The organism is Hyphomonas sp. J20-32 (assembly GCF_055808555.1).
Window position 1 is genome coordinate 3069830 of record NZ_CM147873.1, and the last position, 16294, is coordinate 3086123.

14 protein-coding genes are annotated in these 16294 nt (G+C 62.7%); 6 read left to right on the top strand and 8 right to left on the bottom strand.

Translation table 11 applies throughout. From position 1 onward, the window contains the following. The first annotated feature begins 9 nt into the window (after positions 1–9). Positions 10–864 carry an SDR family NAD(P)-dependent oxidoreductase gene (locus tag AC0L7I_RS14865; RefSeq protein ID WP_473397211.1) on the top strand — a complete coding sequence of 285 codons (855 nt, stop codon included), beginning with the start codon at positions 10–12 and terminating at the stop codon, positions 862–864. Here the strand turns inward: AC0L7I_RS14865 and AC0L7I_RS14870 are convergent. Both AC0L7I_RS14870 and AC0L7I_RS14875 read right to left on the bottom strand, forming a co-directional pair. Next, positions 861–1748 carry a division plane positioning ATPase MipZ gene (locus AC0L7I_RS14870; protein ID WP_473397212.1) on the bottom strand — a complete coding sequence of 296 codons (888 nt, stop codon included), beginning with the start codon at positions 1746–1748 and terminating at the stop codon, positions 861–863. The genes AC0L7I_RS14865 and AC0L7I_RS14870 overlap by 4 nt on opposite strands. Positions 1749–1799: 51 nt before the next feature. Beyond that, positions 1800–2132 (bottom strand): hypothetical protein, encoded by a 333-nt coding sequence (locus tag AC0L7I_RS14875; protein WP_473397213.1) that lies wholly within the window; start codon positions 2130–2132, stop codon positions 1800–1802. Positions 2133–2355: 223 nt separating this feature from the next. Between AC0L7I_RS14875 and panC the strand changes: the two genes are divergently transcribed. After that, positions 2356–3210 (top strand): pantoate--beta-alanine ligase, encoded by an 855-nt coding sequence (gene panC / locus AC0L7I_RS14880; RefSeq protein WP_473397214.1) that lies wholly within the window; start codon positions 2356–2358, stop codon positions 3208–3210. Here the strand turns inward: panC and hisC are convergent. The 5 genes from hisC to AC0L7I_RS14905 form a co-directional block, all read right to left on the bottom strand. Then, on the bottom strand, positions 3194–4285 hold the full coding sequence (gene hisC / locus AC0L7I_RS14885; protein ID WP_473397215.1) for a histidinol-phosphate transaminase: 1092 nt from the start codon (positions 4283–4285) through the stop codon (positions 3194–3196). The genes panC and hisC overlap by 17 nt on opposite strands. 113 nt (positions 4286–4398) lie before the next feature. Then, entirely contained in the window at positions 4399–5172 is a 774-nt protein-coding gene (locus AC0L7I_RS14890) for a hypothetical protein (RefSeq protein ID WP_473397216.1), read from the bottom strand. A 23-nt stretch (positions 5173–5195) separates the two neighbouring features. Further along, the gene (locus AC0L7I_RS14895) at positions 5196–6788 is read right to left on the bottom strand and encodes a hypothetical protein (protein ID WP_473397217.1); all 1593 of its coding nucleotides are present in this window, start codon (positions 6786–6788) and stop codon (positions 5196–5198) included. A gap of 296 nt (positions 6789–7084) precedes the next feature. After that, positions 7085–9175 (bottom strand): amidohydrolase family protein, encoded by a 2091-nt coding sequence (locus tag AC0L7I_RS14900; RefSeq protein ID WP_473397218.1) that lies wholly within the window; start codon positions 9173–9175, stop codon positions 7085–7087. A gap of 156 nt (positions 9176–9331) precedes the next feature. After that, positions 9332–9715 carry a hypothetical protein gene (locus tag AC0L7I_RS14905; RefSeq protein ID WP_473397219.1) on the bottom strand — a complete coding sequence of 128 codons (384 nt, stop codon included), beginning with the start codon at positions 9713–9715 and terminating at the stop codon, positions 9332–9334. Between the two features lie 171 nt (positions 9716–9886). On the opposite strand from AC0L7I_RS14905, the gene AC0L7I_RS14910 reads away from it, so the two are divergent. Genes AC0L7I_RS14910 through AC0L7I_RS14920 form a run of 3 tightly spaced genes read left to right on the top strand, consistent with a single transcriptional unit; the run spans position 9887 to position 13395 of the window. After that, entirely contained in the window at positions 9887–12073 is a 2187-nt protein-coding gene (locus AC0L7I_RS14910) for a TonB-dependent receptor (protein ID WP_473397220.1), read from the top strand. Positions 12074–12091: 18 nt separating this feature from the next. Continuing rightward, the gene (locus AC0L7I_RS14915; protein ID WP_473397221.1) at positions 12092–13219 is read left to right on the top strand and encodes a PepSY-associated TM helix domain-containing protein; all 1128 of its coding nucleotides are present in this window, start codon (positions 12092–12094) and stop codon (positions 13217–13219) included. Next, complete coding sequence (locus AC0L7I_RS14920) at positions 13216–13395, top strand: hypothetical protein (protein ID WP_473397223.1); 180 nt, start codon at positions 13216–13218, stop codon at positions 13393–13395. The genes AC0L7I_RS14915 and AC0L7I_RS14920 overlap by 4 nt, the downstream gene beginning before the upstream one ends. A gap of 146 nt (positions 13396–13541) precedes the next feature. Here AC0L7I_RS14920 and AC0L7I_RS14925 read toward each other — a convergent pair whose 3' ends face one another. Then, entirely contained in the window at positions 13542–14705 is a 1164-nt protein-coding gene (locus AC0L7I_RS14925) for an acetyl-CoA C-acetyltransferase (protein ID WP_473397225.1), read from the bottom strand. A gap of 168 nt (positions 14706–14873) precedes the next feature. Here AC0L7I_RS14925 and AC0L7I_RS14930 point away from each other — a divergent pair, with 168 nt between their 5' ends. Further along, the gene (locus tag AC0L7I_RS14930; protein WP_473397226.1) at positions 14874–15956 is read left to right on the top strand and encodes a mechanosensitive ion channel family protein; all 1083 of its coding nucleotides are present in this window, start codon (positions 14874–14876) and stop codon (positions 15954–15956) included. Positions 15957–16294: the final 338 nt, after the last annotated feature.

The window sequence follows — 16294 nt, forward strand, 5'->3', positions numbered from 1 at the left end:
GGAGACGACATGAAAGATCTGGCTGGCAAGACGGCATTCGTAACGGGCGCAGCATCAGGCATCGGCCTCGGCATCGCGACTGCCTTGGCGCAAGCGGGCGTCAAAGTGATGATGTGCGACATCGAGAAGGACGCTCTGGACAAGGCGATCAGCGATCTCAGGCTGACCAATGCGGACGTCGAGGGCGTCATCGCCGACGTCTCGCTCAAGGAACAGCTGCAGGCCGCAGCCGACGCGACAATAGAGCGGTTCGGCAAAGTCCACATCCTCGTCAACAATGCCGGCGTCGGCGGCGGCGGCAGCTATGGCCAGTGGACCGATACCGGCTGGGACTGGACGATCGGGGTCAACCTGATGTCCGTGATCTGGGGTATCGAGATTTTCGGGCCGCTTATGGAGTCGCATGGTGAAGGCGGACAGGTCGTCTCCACGGCGTCGATTGCCGGCCTGGTCGCAGCTGTCGCCCCTCCTTACAATGTGACCAAGTATGGCGTCGTGGCGTTGTCAGAAGGCTTGCGCCTGGAACTGGCGCCACGCGGCATCGGCGTGTCGGTTCTCTGTCCGGGCTTCATCCGGACCAAGATCATGGATTCAGCCCGCAATGTGCCGCAACGATTCGCCGGCGCGATCGATACGACCGGTGCAGGCGCAAACCTCGAGGAATCGGAATTTTCCAAGGCTGCGGCAGATGCCATCGCCCACGGCATTGATCCGCTATATGTCGGCGAACTGGTGCGCGAAGCCATCGAAGGCGACTGGCCCTATATCCTGACGGACACGGAATTCGAACCGGCCGTGGATGCGCGCTTCGCCGCGATCAAGGAAGGGTTTGACAGGATCCGCGACCGGAAACCGCGTCACTAGAACTCGATTTCAGCGCCAATCAGTTCTGGCAATTGCAGGACGATCAGGAGGTCGCGCATTTCCTGGCGCGCGGCCACGTGGCTCATCGTGAAGGACACGTTCGAGCCCTTCTCGGTAAGGTCGAGCAGGGTGAGGCCGGCGGGGAAGAGTTCGCGGTAGATCACGCGTTCCGACAGGCCCGGCGCCAAGCGGAAGCCGATGCGCTTGGACAGGTTCTCCAGCGCTTCGCCGACGCGCTCCTTGTTCTTGGCCGCCAGCGGCGACATGCGGTTGCGCATCACGATCCAGTCGATCGGACGGCGGCTCGCCTGTGCCTTCTTCTTGCGGCACGACCAGACCATTTCCGAATAGAAGCTGGGCCGGATGACTTCGAGCGTCTGCGGGTTCACGTCGCCAAGGAGGTCGAAATCGACAAAGCTGTCATTCAGCGGCGTAATCAGGCTGTCAGCACTGACATGCGCGAGGCGCGACAGGAATGTGTCACCGCCCGGCGCATCGACCAGGACGAAATCGCAAGCCTTCTTCAGGCGCGCGAGGCTGGAGAGGAATCGCTGGGTTTCCTCTGCTTCGGCCTTGTCGAGGTCGCGTTCGGTACTGGCATCGACGCGGATGATTTCCGGCATCGGCAGCTTGGCGCCGGTGGATGTCATCCAGCGCAGGCGATTCTCGAGATAACGGGTCAGGGTGCGCTGGCGTACGTCGAGGTCGATGATGCCGACTTTCTTGCCCATGCGCATGAGGGCAACGGACAAGTGCATGGAAACGGTGGACTTGCCGGCCCCGCCTTTTTCGTTGCCGATGACAATCACCCGGGCATCGCGCTGTTGCACTGACATGTCCGGGACACCCACCTGACTTACCGGGGCGAATCCATCTGCGGGCATGTTAGGCGACTCCACACGATATCAGCGGTTGAAACGACAAGGAACGAATCCTCAGGCGACGCGCGAAACGGCGTCGTCTCGGCGACGGACAATGGCAGGCATGAAGACTGGCCGCTCTTCGAACAGGTCAGCATCTTCCGTTGGCGCCGGACCATAGCTTGCCGCCATCGGCTCGCCTTCGAACAGCATCGAATCGCCGACCATCGCACCGAACGGCACACCGTCGGGAGCAAGATCGAATACCGGCGCATGCGTCGAAATCTGTGTCAGCAGCGAACGCAGCCCGCTGAGGGCACCCGAAACGCGCGACATTTCGCGGGAAAAGGCATAAGCCTCCGCTGAAACTGGCGTTTCGCGGCGATCGAACATCCATTCGTCGGACACGTGTTCCGGCTCAAAAGACCGAATCCGAGGCTCCGGCGCCGAAGCGTTAAGAATTCTGGACCTGCCGGCAGCCACGCGGAGGGCTGTCGAAAGCGCGAAAGACTTAATCGGAGCAAGGATGCGGTGTGTCATGTCTTGGAAATTCCCTTGTTTGGGTTAACAACACGTTTACTTCATAGCCAGTCGGGGCCTTTTCAAAGTGAATTCGAGTACAGGTAAACCGGTGACGGTTGTGAGCACGCGTGCCCAGTTGGGACAGCATATCCGGGCATGGAAGCAGGCCGGTGAGACGGTGGGATTCGTGCCGACGATGGGCGCCTTGCACAGAGGCCACCTGTCACTCGTTGAAAAAGCACGGGAAAAGGCCTCAAAGACCGTCGCGAGCATTTTCGTGAACCCCACGCAGTTTGCCCCGGGGGAGGATTTCGACACTTATCCGCGCGACACCGAAACGGACGTCTCAAAGCTCGCATCCGTCGGCTGTAATTTGGTGTATTTGCCGTCTGTTGAGGAAATGTATCCGCCCGGCAACACCACGAATGTGCGCGTCGAAGGCATGTCGGACCTGCTGGACGGGGTCTACCGGCCACACTTCTTTTATGGCGTCGCGACAGTCGTTGCCCGCCTGTTCCTGCATGTACAACCCGACGTCGCGGTGTTCGGAGAGAAGGATTACCAGCAGCTGCAGATCATCCGCCGCATGGTCCGTGATCTCGGCTTTCCCGTGGACATCGTTGGCGGCGAGACCGCCCGGGACGCCGACGGTCTGGCCCAGTCATCGCGCAATCTCTACCTGACACCGGAGGAGCGAATCGCCGCCGGTGCGCTCCAGGCGGCTTTGCATCGCGCTTCGGTGCGGCTGTCGATTGGCGTGGCGCCATCGGTGGCGCTGGAGGAGGCGCGCGCGCTGGTCATCGCATCGGGGTTCCGCAAGCTCGACTATGTCAGCCTGGTCGACCCGGAGACGCTGATCGACCTTCCGGACGCACCGCTGGCGCCAGGCACCATTGCCCGGTTGCTCGGCGCGGCCTGGATGGGAAAGACGCGCCTGATCGACAATATCAGCGCGACTCGGTGAAATCCTTCAACGCCGAAAGCACGGCTTCATTGTCGTCAGCCGAACCGACACTGATTCGCAGGCGCGTCGGCAGGCCGTAACCGGCAATCGCCCGAACGAGGATGGCGCGCTCTTTCAGGAAGGCATGGGCGGCCGCCGCACGGTCTGCCGAGCCAAAATCGGGAATCACGAAATTGGCGTGTGAAATGGGCGTCACGAGGCCCATCGCATTGAGGGCATCGGTCATCTTCGCGCGCCAGAGCGTGTTGTGCTCGCGGCTCATGGTGATGAAGGCCGGATCGCTGATGCTGGCAATGCCGGCGGCGACGGCGAGGCCGTTGACATTGAACGGTCCGCGAATGCGCTGGAAGGTCTCGGCGATCTCCTGCGGCAAGTAGGCCCAGCCGAGCCGGGCCGCCGCCAGGCCGTGAATTTTCGAGAATGTTCGCATCATCACCGTGTTGGCACGCCGGTCGACGAGATCACGGATCGCCGCCTCATAGTCCGGGCCGACATATTCGGCATAGGCGCCATCGATCACGAACAGGACGTGAGGCGGCAGCGCGTCCTGCAATTCCTTCAGTGCGTCGACCGGCATCATCGTGCCAGTCGGGTTGTTCGGATTGGCGAGGAACAGAATTTTCGTGCGCTCGGATACGCCGCCCAGAATGGCGTTGGCACCTGCCGTCAGGTCCGTCTCGGGAACGGATGTGCAGGCCGCGCCGTGAGCCGTCGCCGAGACCGCGTACATGGAAAAGGCATGTTCGGTTTGCAGGATCTCGTCGCCCGGCCCGGCATAGCATTGCGTCAGCAGGTGAATGATTTCATCCGATCCCGACGAGACGGCGATCCGGTTTGCATCCCTGATGCCCGCAGCCGCCGCAATGGCCTCCCGCAGGGCGCCATAGCCGGGGTCCGGATACACGTGGACGCCGGAGGCCGCCTCGCGCATGGCTTCGATAGCCCGCGGGTTCGGCCCGAACGGGTTTTCGTTCGAAGCCAGCATCACGACCGACCCCGTGGCGCCGGCGAGTTTGCCGCCGGGCACATAGGGTTTGGTCTTCAGGATGTGCGGCAGGGGGCGAATGTCGGTCATGCCCGGCGGTTACACCAAAGCAGGCTGGCGGGAAATCCCGTTCTTTGCCGGGCCGCCAATGTAAACAGGCCGCCTCGGAGGGCGGCCTGTGTCAAAACGGGACAGTGGAACGCTCAGTTCACCGAGCCATACTCGGCTCCGGCCTCCGTGAAATAGGCCCGCCAGAACGCTTTCACATCGGCCAGCGGCAGGTCGTATATCTGGCGCGGTACGATGCGTGCGACGACCTGGACTTTGTCCATGTGCGGCTTGGTCTGGCCGAGTTTCGAGCCGAGATAGGCATCATAGTCAGCGCCGACCTTGTAGAAGGAGAAGCCGTCCGAATGTTGCATCAGGTCTGAAACGACGACGACGCGGCGGTTCTCATTCGTCGACTGGAAGTCGGCCCGGTCCGCAATCGTGTAGAGCGCCTCGAAAAGGGGCGAGCTTGGCTGGCGGGTATCCTGAAGCGCGGTTTCGATCTCGGCGATCAGCGGCTTGTAGAAGCCGGCCTGCCAGGCCTGTTCGATCATTTTCGGATTCTGCGTGATCGGGTTGGCATCGGCCACGCTGCCCGGCGAGCATTTGACGAATATGACTTTCGGATCGTAGGGGCTGGCCGCATTCGGCGTCATCACCGTGAGCCGACCGTATTTCGGCAGCGCCCTGGCTTCATTGTCGACGAATTCATGCACCCAGCCGAGATCGTTCGGATTGAACGGATCGGACTGGTCGAGCAGGATGACCGTGTGGGCCGGATCCTTGCGGTCAATTCGGCAACCGGTTTCAGCCGTCACGCTTGGCGGAATGTTGAAGGCGACCAATGCAAACAGGCCGAACACGCCTGACAGCATCAGGCCGATCATGCCGCGCCAGAACCAAGGTCCTTTTTCTCGTCTTCTTGCCATCGTCTATTCTCCTGGCCTCGCCCTCAGGCGCGACGCGCTTCGTCCACGGACACGAAAGCCTTGCCGGCATTCTTGCCGTCACGGACCTTCTCGATTTCTTCGCCTACTTTTTTCTCGATGCTCGAGAGGCCCTTCTGGACCTGTTGGATATGTGTCTCCAGCCATTCGCGGGTCATGTTCAGGGCCTTGAGATTCTGGTCGATCGCCTTGATCGCCGCATTCGCCTGGTCGCGCTCTTTCGTATAATCGAACGGCGGCAGTTGCGGCGTGACGATCTCGTCGAAATAGGCCGGGCATGCCGCCTGCTCGCCGAGCTTGTCGCGCAGCTGGTTGCGATGGCGACGATGCGCCTGGCGATAGGCCACCTTGAGCGAGCGCTCCTGGTCAGCCGCCTTGGCAGCGATTGCGACAGCAATGTCGCGGCGCGATTCGAGCTCGTTCATGGCTTTCTCGATTTCACGCTTGGCTGCGGCATGGCGCGAGAGCTGGGTCTCGAACCACATGCGGCACTGGGTGAAATAGTCTGACAGGTCATCACGCACGCCATTGCGCACCTGCTGGCGGCGCTCATAGGCCTTGCGTTCCTTGCGCCAGACGCGGCCATAGCCGGGATAGCGGTCGGAAATGCGGTCATAGCCTTCATAGATGGCAAGGCCGAACACGGTGAGCCCCATGAACAGGAGGCCGAGAGCGATGAAGCTTTCGAGGCCGATAATGTTCGGGAACATACCCGCCATGACGTCGCCTGGCGCGATGTCGAACATCGAGAACTCGCCCATCGTTCCGGCGGCCGTGGCTGCGATCAGCCCGGTTTCAACGGCATCGCGGAAATGGGCGATGAAGAAGTTCAGGAAGATACCGGACACAACACAAAGGGCCGCAATCGTGCCGCCGACAATCTTGGCGAACAGGGACGGATGATTCAGGTAACGCAGGCCGAAAAACCCACCGACGACGCCGAACAGCACGTTCACTGCGCTGACCCCGAAGGCAATCATCAGGCCGCCAAGCAGGCCGGACGACTGGGCATCCTTGAACAGGAGCGCGTTGAAGCCGCCTTCGAGCACCATGATGAAAAGCAGGATGGCAACCGTCTGCTCGACATTTTTCTTGATGTCGGGCGTGCGGTCACCGATCCGGTCGCCATGGCGCGCGCGGAAAGTCTGTAGCTCGATGATCGCCGCCGAGTGGCTTTCACGGGCATCGGACACATCATCCTGCTCGTGATGGCGGTATTCGTTCTCTTCCGACTTGATCGCTTCGCGCAACTGGTCGGGATAGATATCGACCGGCGTGCAGTCATGAATGAAATTGCGAACGCTGGCCGCAGTCGTGCTGAGCCATGTGGTCAGGCCCCGGCGCACGCTTTCGGCGCGCTCGGCAATCTGCTGTTCGCGCTCGCTCCACTGGTCCTGCGTGATCGCATCCGACGCGGGGATCGCATCGGCTGCATCATTCTTGGCATCGCGCTTGGTCAGCGCGCGATTGAAGCCGAGCTCGCCCTGGGCCAGTTTTCCCTTGAGGCCGAAGTCCGACAGTTCTGCTGTGGTTTCCAGTGGCTTGATTTTCGACTGGCATCCAACGTCTGCGCCCCAGCGCACAGTTTTCTTCAGCATCGTATTACCTCTTAACAACGGAAGGCTTGGTATTAACCTTCGCTAACAATGCGCCGGACGCGTAAACAGAGCCCTAAAGCCTGTCATCTCTTGCTGATCGGTAATGTTGGTTAACACCCATGCCGCAAATACGGGCCTATCGGTTAAATTTTCAAATTTATTCAAGCGATTGGGTTAACCAGGACGGCAGCAACCAGCCTCTCGGACCGGCCGGAAGCCATTAAATTCTGCTAAGGCTTCCGCACTTATTTTTTGCAGGCCATATGCAGCAGGCGCTGCAGGGCCCGCGAAACGCCCTAATCGGCGACCTCTGGCGCGACGACCTGTGGCACCTCGGTGAATGGTGTGATTCCAAAATAGGGATAGATCTCGCTCGGGAAGTAGACGACGCCATTGCGGGCGACCAGTTCGATCGTCTTGATCGCCTTCAGGTCCTCGACCGGATTGCCGGGCACGAGGAAGAAATCCGCCTTCTTGCCCGGTGTGATGGAGCCCAGCTCATCGCCGAGCTTCATATAGTCAGCCGCTTCCTGCGTCGCGCGGGCGAGAATTTCGGCCGGGGTGAAACCGATATCCTGGTAGAGTTCCAGTTCGCGATGCAGGTTGAATGACCCTCCCATGTCTGTCCCCATGAGAATCAGGATGCCGCGATCCTTCATGCGCTTCAGCGTGCCGGTGATCTGGTCGAAGGCGCCGGCATAGGCTGCGTCGTCTTCCGGCGTCTCGATATTGGACCACGCCGCGCGAGCATCGCGCTGTACGCCCACGGGCATGTGATCGACATAGTCCGCCATGCCGCGCTGGACCTCGCCATTACGCGACAGGAGCAGGGCTTCATGGATGGCGTAGGTCGGATCGATGGAAACGTTATTCGCGACCATCATGTCGAGCGTGTGCGTGACCTGCTCACTGTCGAGGTCGAGCTTTGGCAGGCGCTGCAAGGCAGTGAGACGCAGCAGGGTGCGGGTGTCTTCGCCCTCGTCCAGCACCCAGCCGAGCATGACCTGGTTGATATGGGTCATCTCGTCATAGCCTGCCTCAATCATGGCATTGGCATTGGTGAAAGCCGGGACGTGACCGGTGACGCCAAGGCCGCGCTTGCGAGCCTGGGCCACGACGGCGGGTACCCAGGCCGGATTCATCGAATTGTAGACCTTGACCTGGAAATAGTCGCCCTGATCGGCATACCAGTCGACGGCGGCGACGGCCTCTTCTTCAGTGCTGACGAGGATGCCGTTATTGGAATTGAACGGACTCTTGCCTTCGATGAAGCCGTTCCTGACGATTCGGGGGCCCGCCAGCCTGCCATCGCCGATCCGGGCGATGAGGTCTGCGAGCACGGCATTGTCATTGCCCATGTCGCGGATCAGCGTCACGCCGGCAGCGATATTGAGAAGGGCATCATCCTGCCCGACATGGCCGTGCATGTCGGCAAGACCCGGAACGAGCGTGCCGCCCTTGCCATCGATGACGGATTCGTCGGGATGGCTGACATTGGCCGCCTCTATGGCCTTGATCGTGGCGCCCTCCACGCGGACCGAAACCGGGCCGGTGAGCGCCTTTTTCGCCGGATCGAATATGCGGACATCGGCAATGCGCAGCGGACCGTCAAACCTGTGGGCGGTATTGGCCTGTATGGTCTCGTAGCGGGCCGATGCCAGGCGGGTGGCAAGCGCGGTCAGCTGGGCCTCGGCGCCTTCATAGCCCTTGCGGACAATCACGAAGCGGGGCGAGACCAGCGCGAAGAACGCATCGTCCGCATCCATGAGGAAATAGGTGGGGTCGAGGCTTTCGCCAGTGAGCGCATAGGCCTTGGCTGCGACCGGCTCCGGGCCGCCGTCAACGGTGACGTCTTCGAGCGCTTCGAGGCGCAGGGCGCCGGCCGGCCAGGCTGGCAACGTGAGGTCCGGATCGGCGAGCAGGGCTTGGGCATAGACCGACAGGGCAAATGGCGTGGGGTTCTGGGCGATATAGATTTTTGGCTCGGTCGCCGTTTCGCTTCCCGGACCGGTCGTGTCGACCCAACTGGCCGTGCCGTCTGCGAGGCTGAAGGTTTCGGCGACCTTGTTACCGAAGGTCGTGTTGCCGTCGATGGTCCAGCGGGTCGGCAGGCCGTCATCGCCGAGGGTGAGGCTTTCAGCCAAGGTCGGTCCGCGGCCATTGTTGCGGTATTCATAGTCGACCTTGATGTCGGCGCCGGTTGTCGTGGCGGTGACCTCGCCGATATCGGCGCCGAACAGGCGGACCGTATAGGCCTGGGTGACCGGTTGTGGCGCGACTTCAACCGGGGATTCGACCAGCGTCTCGGGTTCGACTGGCGCTTCGTGCGTGCAGGCACCGAGCAGGAATGCGCCGCCGAGCGCCGCCATTGTGAGCCGGTTGATCATCGCGCTTCCTCCAGAAAACCGAGCGCCCTTGCGGCGCAGCCAGCGATCTAGGTGGCACAGATAATCCGGGGAATCCAGAATGCGGGGCAAATGATTGCGACGCCTGTAAGGGCGCTTCAGGGGTGGGGGCCGGGTGTTGTGCGGTGGTGGTAGGGGTCAGGTATGGGGCAGCGGCAGCCCGCAGGTCCGCATCCCCTGCGAAGGCAGGGACGCAGGGCCGTGCTGGCGAATTTCCGAGGCTCTCCGCCCCTGCCTGCGCAGGGGACACGGGTCAATTGTTTCGGGGTTGAGGGCGAGCCTGAGCCGATCCGATACCGGTGCACGGAAACAGCCCGAAGGATGCCCGGAGAGATCATCCGACAACCGGACAACCACGACCCGGCCGTTCCACATCACGCCCCAGAGCATTTGGCTGCCCGGGCCGCCTGCCTTCCTGAACCACGCCTTCAGGCGCTGGATGCGCCAGAAGACCAGCGGCCAGATTGGCAGCAGGTACCAGGGCAGGCCCGGCATGGGCGCGAGGAGGGAAAAGGCGGGCATGGCGCGCATTATATGCCGGCTGCGGGAGGGGGTGGATAAGTGGGGCAAAAAGGGGGGTGTGGCGGAAATACCCCGCCGATAGACTGCCTGCGCATTTGCACACAATGATGGTTGAAATGAGAATGACTTGCATTTACAGAGCGGGCTGGTTTTCTTTGAATGGTGATTGAAATGATGAATTCAGCGGGCTGGAAATGGCTGGCAACGGGCGTGGCACTGGGGACACTTGCGGCAGCAGCGTCTGCCCAGGACGAATCAGCGGCTGACGCGGCCACACGTGTGCTCGACACCGTGACCGTGACAGGCTCGGCCTCGCAGGTCGAACTGCTGGATGAATATGCCGGTGGACAGGTTGGCCGCGGCGGCCGTGCGGGACTGCTGGGCAACCTGGATTACCTCGATGCGCCCTTCTCGGGCACGACCTATACATCCGACCTTGTGACGGCGCAGCAATCCGACAGTGTCGGCGACGTGTTGCAGAACGATCCGGTCGTGCGCGTGGCCAAGGGCTTCGGCAACTTCCAGGAAGTCTACATCGTGCGCGGCTTCCCGGTCTATTCGGACGACATCACGCTGAACGGCGTTTACGGCATCCTGCCACGCCAGTTCGTGGCCGCCGAGCTGTTCGAGCGGGTGGAAGTGTTCCGCGGCGCGAATGCCTTCATCAATGGCGCGGCCCCGGGCGGCAGCGGCGTTGGCGGCACGATCAACCTGGTGCCCAAGCGCGCGCCGGACGGCGGCATTCGCCGGGCGACCGTGGGTATTGAAGGCGGCGGGCAACTCTACGCCGCAGCCGACCTCGGCACGCGGTTCGGACAGGACGATGCCTGGGGCGTACGCTTCAATGCCGTGCGCCGCGATGGCGAGACGTCCGTATCTGACCAGGAGCGCGACCTGTCTGTCGTCTCGCTGGGCACCGACTATGCCGGCGAGCGGTTCCGTTTCTCCGCAGACCTCGGCCTCCAGGACAACCGTATCGACGCGCCGCGCCCGCAGGTGACCCCGCTGGGCGATGTGCCTGACGTGCCGGACGCCGATGTGAACTATGCCCAGCCATGGACCTATACGGATGAAGAGCAAGTCTTTGCCGTGGCACGCGGCGAATACGACCTGACCGACGCTGTGACCGTCTGGCTGGCCGGCGGCCTGCGCAATGGCGAGGAAGCCAATGTCCTGGCCAATCCAAGCGCCGCCGCCGATGGCAGCCTGACGGCCTATCGTTTTGACAATGCCCGCGAGGATGAGGTCCAGTCGTTCGATGCCGGCCTGCGCGCATCCTTCGACACCGGCCCTGTCAGCCACAGCCTGGTCGTGTCGGCCTCCACGATCAACATGGAATCGAAGAATGCCTACGCATTCTCCAGCTTCTTCGCGCCGTTTGCGACCGACCTCTACAATCCGGTGGCCGTGACGGCCCCGGCAGCGGATTTCTTCACCGGCGGCACGCTGTCGAGCCCGCTGAAAACCGAGGAAGTGAGCAACCAGAGCTATGCCATTGCCGATACGATGTCCTTCATCGACGGCCGCCTTCTGGCGACGGTTGGCATACGCAGGCAGGACATCGAGACGACTTCGTTCGATTACAATTCCGGCGCGCGCCTGTCGGGTTATGACGACAGCGCAACGACGCCTGCCTTTGGCCTCGTCTACAAGGCGACACCGGCGATCTCGCTGTACGGCAACTATGCCGAAAGCCTGCAGCCGGGCGCGATTGCCCCGGCCACGAGCGGCGGCGTGACCATCCTGAACGCCGGAGAGGTGCTGGAACCGTTCACCGGTGAGCAGGTCGAACTGGGCGCCAAGTATGATGGTGGCAATTTCGGCGGCACACTGAGCGTGTTCTCTCTGACCCGGCCGAACGCGATTGTCGCGAACCAGGTATTCCAGGCCTCTGGCGAACAGGAAAACAAGGGCGTGGAGCTGAGCGTGTTCGGTGAGCCTGTCGAAGGCTTCCGCCTGATCGGCGGCGCGACAATCCTCGACACGGAGCTGGCGAAAACGCAGGGCGGCGTGAACGAAGGCAATACCGTGATCGGCGTGCCGGAAATCCAGGCCAATGTGAACGCCGAATGGGATGTGCGCGCACTGGACGGCCTGACGCTGGACGGACGGATCGTGTTCACGGGCGAGCAATACGTCAACGAGACGAACACGACCGAGATCGACAGCTGGACACGGCTGGACCTCGGCGCGCGCTACACGCTGGATGTGGCCGAGCGGCCCGTCACATTGCGGGCGCGCATCGAGAACGTGACCGACGAATCTTACTGGGCCTCGACAGGCGGGTTTCCGGGGGCGAACTACCTCATCCAGGGCAACCCCCGTACGCTGGTGGTATCGGCGTCAGTGGACTTCTAGGATGAAGCGGTTCGCGCGATGAAATCGTCGACCATCCGGGCGTGGAGCCAGGTGCACACATGGGCGAGCCTTGTGTGCACCGGCTTCCTACTCATGCTGTGCCTCACCGGCCTGCCGCTGGTCTTCCACGACGAGATCGACGGCGCGCTGAACCCGGCGACATGGGAAGCGGCGAACCCGGACGGGCCGCTCCTGGATCTCGACACGGTCCTGGCCCGCGCGCTGGAGAACCGACCCGACGACGTGCCGATCTTCATGAGCTTCGACATTGACCGCCCTGTCGTGAACGTGACGACGGGACCATCGGCAGACGCGCCGGGCACAGCCATGCACTTCGCCTCGTTCGACCGGACGAGCGGCGAACTCGTGCCGCCGGCGGATGTTGGCGGGGCGGTGATGGACTTCCTGCTGCAGCTGCATACGGACATGTTCCTCGGCCTGCCGGGCATGCTGTTCCTCGGCGCGATGGGCACGCTGTTCGTGGCGGCCATCGTCTCGGGCGTGGTTCTCTATGCGCCCTTCATGCGAAAGCTGGCGTTCGGCACCGTGCGGCGGGCGCAATCGGCGCGGCTGAAATGGCTGGACTATCACAACCTTCTCGGCGTGGTGACGGTGGCGTGGGTTCTGGTTGTGGGCCTGACAGGCGTGGTCAACACGCTGGCGACACCGATCATCGACAATTGGAAAACGCATGAACTGGCCGACCTGGTCGCGCCCTATGCCGATGCGCCGCAACCTGATGTGCTGGCCTCGCTCGACGCCGCCGTGAACCGCGCCGTGGCCGAGGCGCCGGGCATGGAGCTGCAATTCGTGGCCTTCCCGGGCAGCGGCTTTTCGACCGACTATCATTACGCGATCTTCCTGCACGGGCAGACGCCGCTAACATCACATATCATCGCGCCAGCGCTGGTGAGCGCGGTGGATGGCCGCTTTGCCGGGATGCGGGAAATGCCGTGGTACGTGAAGGCGCTGTCCCTGTCGGGGCCACTGCACTTCGGCGACTATGGCGGACTGTTGCTGAAACTGGTCTGGGCGGCGCTGGACGTGATCACGATCATCGTGCTGGGCAGCGGTCTGTACCTGTGGCTGGTGCGCATCCGGGCAAAACGCGCCCTGCCCGGCCGCATTCCGGCGGACGTGTCATGAAGCGGCGCAAGGCCAGCCTGCGCCGCGTGTTTGCCGTGCCAGCCCTGTTGTTCGTTGCCGGACTGACTGGCCTGGTCTGGGCACTGCTGGTGGACGGGCCGCAGGATGTGGTGGCGGGGCTTGCAGCCGGATCGCCGCTGGCCGTCCTCGCCTGGCTGCTGTTGGCGCGGCGGTGATTGGTTGCCGCGCCTCCCTCTCCCCTCTGGGAGAGGGACCGAGGGTGAGGGGTAGAGGCGCTACCGCTGGAGCCATTGTGTCGGTGGGGAGATTGGTGCCCCTCACCCCCCAACCCCCTCTCCCCGGGGGGAGAGGGGGCTTTGGATCAGGCCATTTCGATAATGGTGACGTTGGCGATGCCGCCGCCTTCACACATGGTCTGCAGGCCCCAGCGCTTGCCTCGCGCCTTCAGGCCGTAGATCAGCGTCGTCATCAGCTTGGTGCCGGTGGCGCCGAGCGGGTGGCCGAGGGCGATGGCGCCGCCATTGACGTTGAGCTTGTCCGGGTCTGCGCCAGTATGCTTGGCCCAGGCCATCGGGATGGAGGCGAAGGCTTCATTGACTTCGTAGAGGTCGATGTCAGCCATCTTCATGCCGGCCCGGGCGAGCGCCTTGTCGGTGGCAAACAGCGGCTCTTCCAGCATGATGACCGGATCGCCTGCCGTGACGGTGAGGTTGTGGATGCGGGCGAGCGGGGTGAGGCCGTAGCGCTTGACGGCATCGGCCGAGGCGATGAGTACGGCTGAGGAGCCGTCGCAGATCTGGCTGGACGTGCCGGCGGTGAGGATGCCGCCTTCGGCCATCGTCTTGAGGCCGGCCAGCGCTTCGCGCGTGGTGCCGGGGCGGATGCCCTCGTCGACAATGTGCTGCTCGATCTCGCCTTCGGGCGTGACGATCTCGACAGGGACGATTTCGTCCTTGAAGGCGCCTGCTTCCGTGGCGGCCGCCGCGCGGCGCTGGCTTTCGACGCCGAACGCATCGGTATCATCGCGGGTGAAGCCGTGTTTCTTGGCCACCATTTCAGCGCCGACGAACTGGCTGAAGCCCTTGATGCCGTATTTCTGCTTGATCGTGTCGGAGATGGGCGAGATGCCGGAACCCGGCAGGTAGTTCGACCCCATCGGCGCGCGGCTCATCGACTCGACGCCGCCCGCGATGACAACGTCCTGCGTGCCGGACATGACGGCCTGCGCAGCGAACTGGATCGCCTGCTGGGACGAGCCGCACTGGCGGTCGATGGTGACGGCAGGCACGCTGTCGGGCAGGCCCGAGGCGAGCACGGCCATGCGGCCGACCTGTCCGGCCTGTTCGCCGGCCTGCGTGACGCAGCCGAAGATCACGTCTTCGATGGCGGTGGGATCGATGCCGGCGCGGGCAACGACCGCATCGAGCGCGCGGGCGCCGAGATCGTTCGCGTGGATGCCCGAGAGGCGGCCATTGCGGCGGCCCCCGGCGGTGCGCACAGCGGCGCAGATATAGGCTTCAGCCATGATTGGGTTTCCTTCCTTTGCGCCATCGGGCGGCGGGTTGAGCGTGTATGGAGCGAATGTAGGCAGGCTTCCCTAGGGGCGGACAAGAGGGATGTTCGAGGATCGAGGCCTGCGCCCCTGCGCCATAGAAGCCCCTTGATTATTGGGCCCGGCAAGTTTGAATGGGTCATGGAACAACAGATTCACGACATCCTTGCCACACTTGAGCGCACGCCCAATTGGTGGATCGCACTCCTCGCCTCGGTGGCGATATTCCTCGTCCTGGTCGCCCTGTGGGTGGGCGCACGCCTGGTCAACAAGAAACTCGCGGCAAAGAACGAGGACCGTTTCGCTTCCGACGTTTTCGAAGCGCTGTCGAAAACGTCCATTCTCTTCCTGCTCATCGTTTCACTCTATATCGCTTTCGTTCAAATCGACCTTCCGGCGAATATCAGGGCCAGCGCGGACCTGGTATTCACCCTGGCCATGGTGCTGCAGGGCGCAAGCTGGGTCATCACGACCCTCATCCAGATTTCGACAACCTATGTGAGACGGCGCGCCGCAAAGAACCCGGCCCTGCCGAGCGCACTGTTCCTTGTCAAATGGGCGCTTCGGACGGTCATCTGGTCGGTCGCCATGCTGGTACTGCTCGACAATGTGGGCGTCGATGTCACCGCCCTGATCGCGGGCCTGGGTATTGGCGGCATTGCACTCGGGCTGGCGGCTCAAGGCGTGTTCAGGGACCTGCTCGGCTCCCTTTCCATCGTGCTGGACCGGCCCTTCGTCATCGGTGACGTCATCATGATCGGGGATATTACGGGAACCGTAGAAGATATTGGAATGAAGACCACCCGGCTGCGCAGCCAGACCGGTGAAGAGATCATCGTTCCGAACGCCGACCTGCTCAGCGGGCAGATCCACAATTTCCGGCGCATGAAACAAAGGACGGTCACGTTCCGCCTGCCGCTGGACTATGGCAACAGCGCCGAGAAGATCGCGCTGGCGAAAACAATCGCCGAGCAGGCCGTATCGCGCCACGAGACGGCTGAATTCGTCTACAGCGCTTTCAGGGAATACAAGGATTCGTCCCTGGTCATTGAAACGGCCTACAAGGTGCGCAGCCGAATTTTCACGGAATTCCTGAAAATCCAGGACGCCATCAACATGGAGATCAAGGCCGAATTCGCCACGCAAGGCATCGACTTCATCCCAAGCTTCCAGCGCGTGCGGATTGAGGATGGCACGCCGCCGCCTGTGCTGCCCGCCGGGTAACAGCACGTTCGACGCCCGTGAAGGCGCTTGGAGGGTGTTTCAATTCGGATTCAGGGATACGTCAGGTGTCCGGGATGGGCATTACCCTCTGCACCGGGAGAGAGGCAGGGGTGAGGGGCGACACGGCCTGCATCACGGATAGCAAGGGGCCTGCGGCGCGTAGGCGTCCCCTCATCCCCACCCCCGTCTCCCCGGGGAGACAGGGCGTATCGCCGAGCGCCGCCAGAAGCCGCCGCGAAGGCGCGAACGCGACAGGCCGCGCCGCGCGCGCCCGCCCCGTCAAATCATCCGACAGGCAGATCACACGTACCCGACCCCACCGGTCGACACCCCACAGC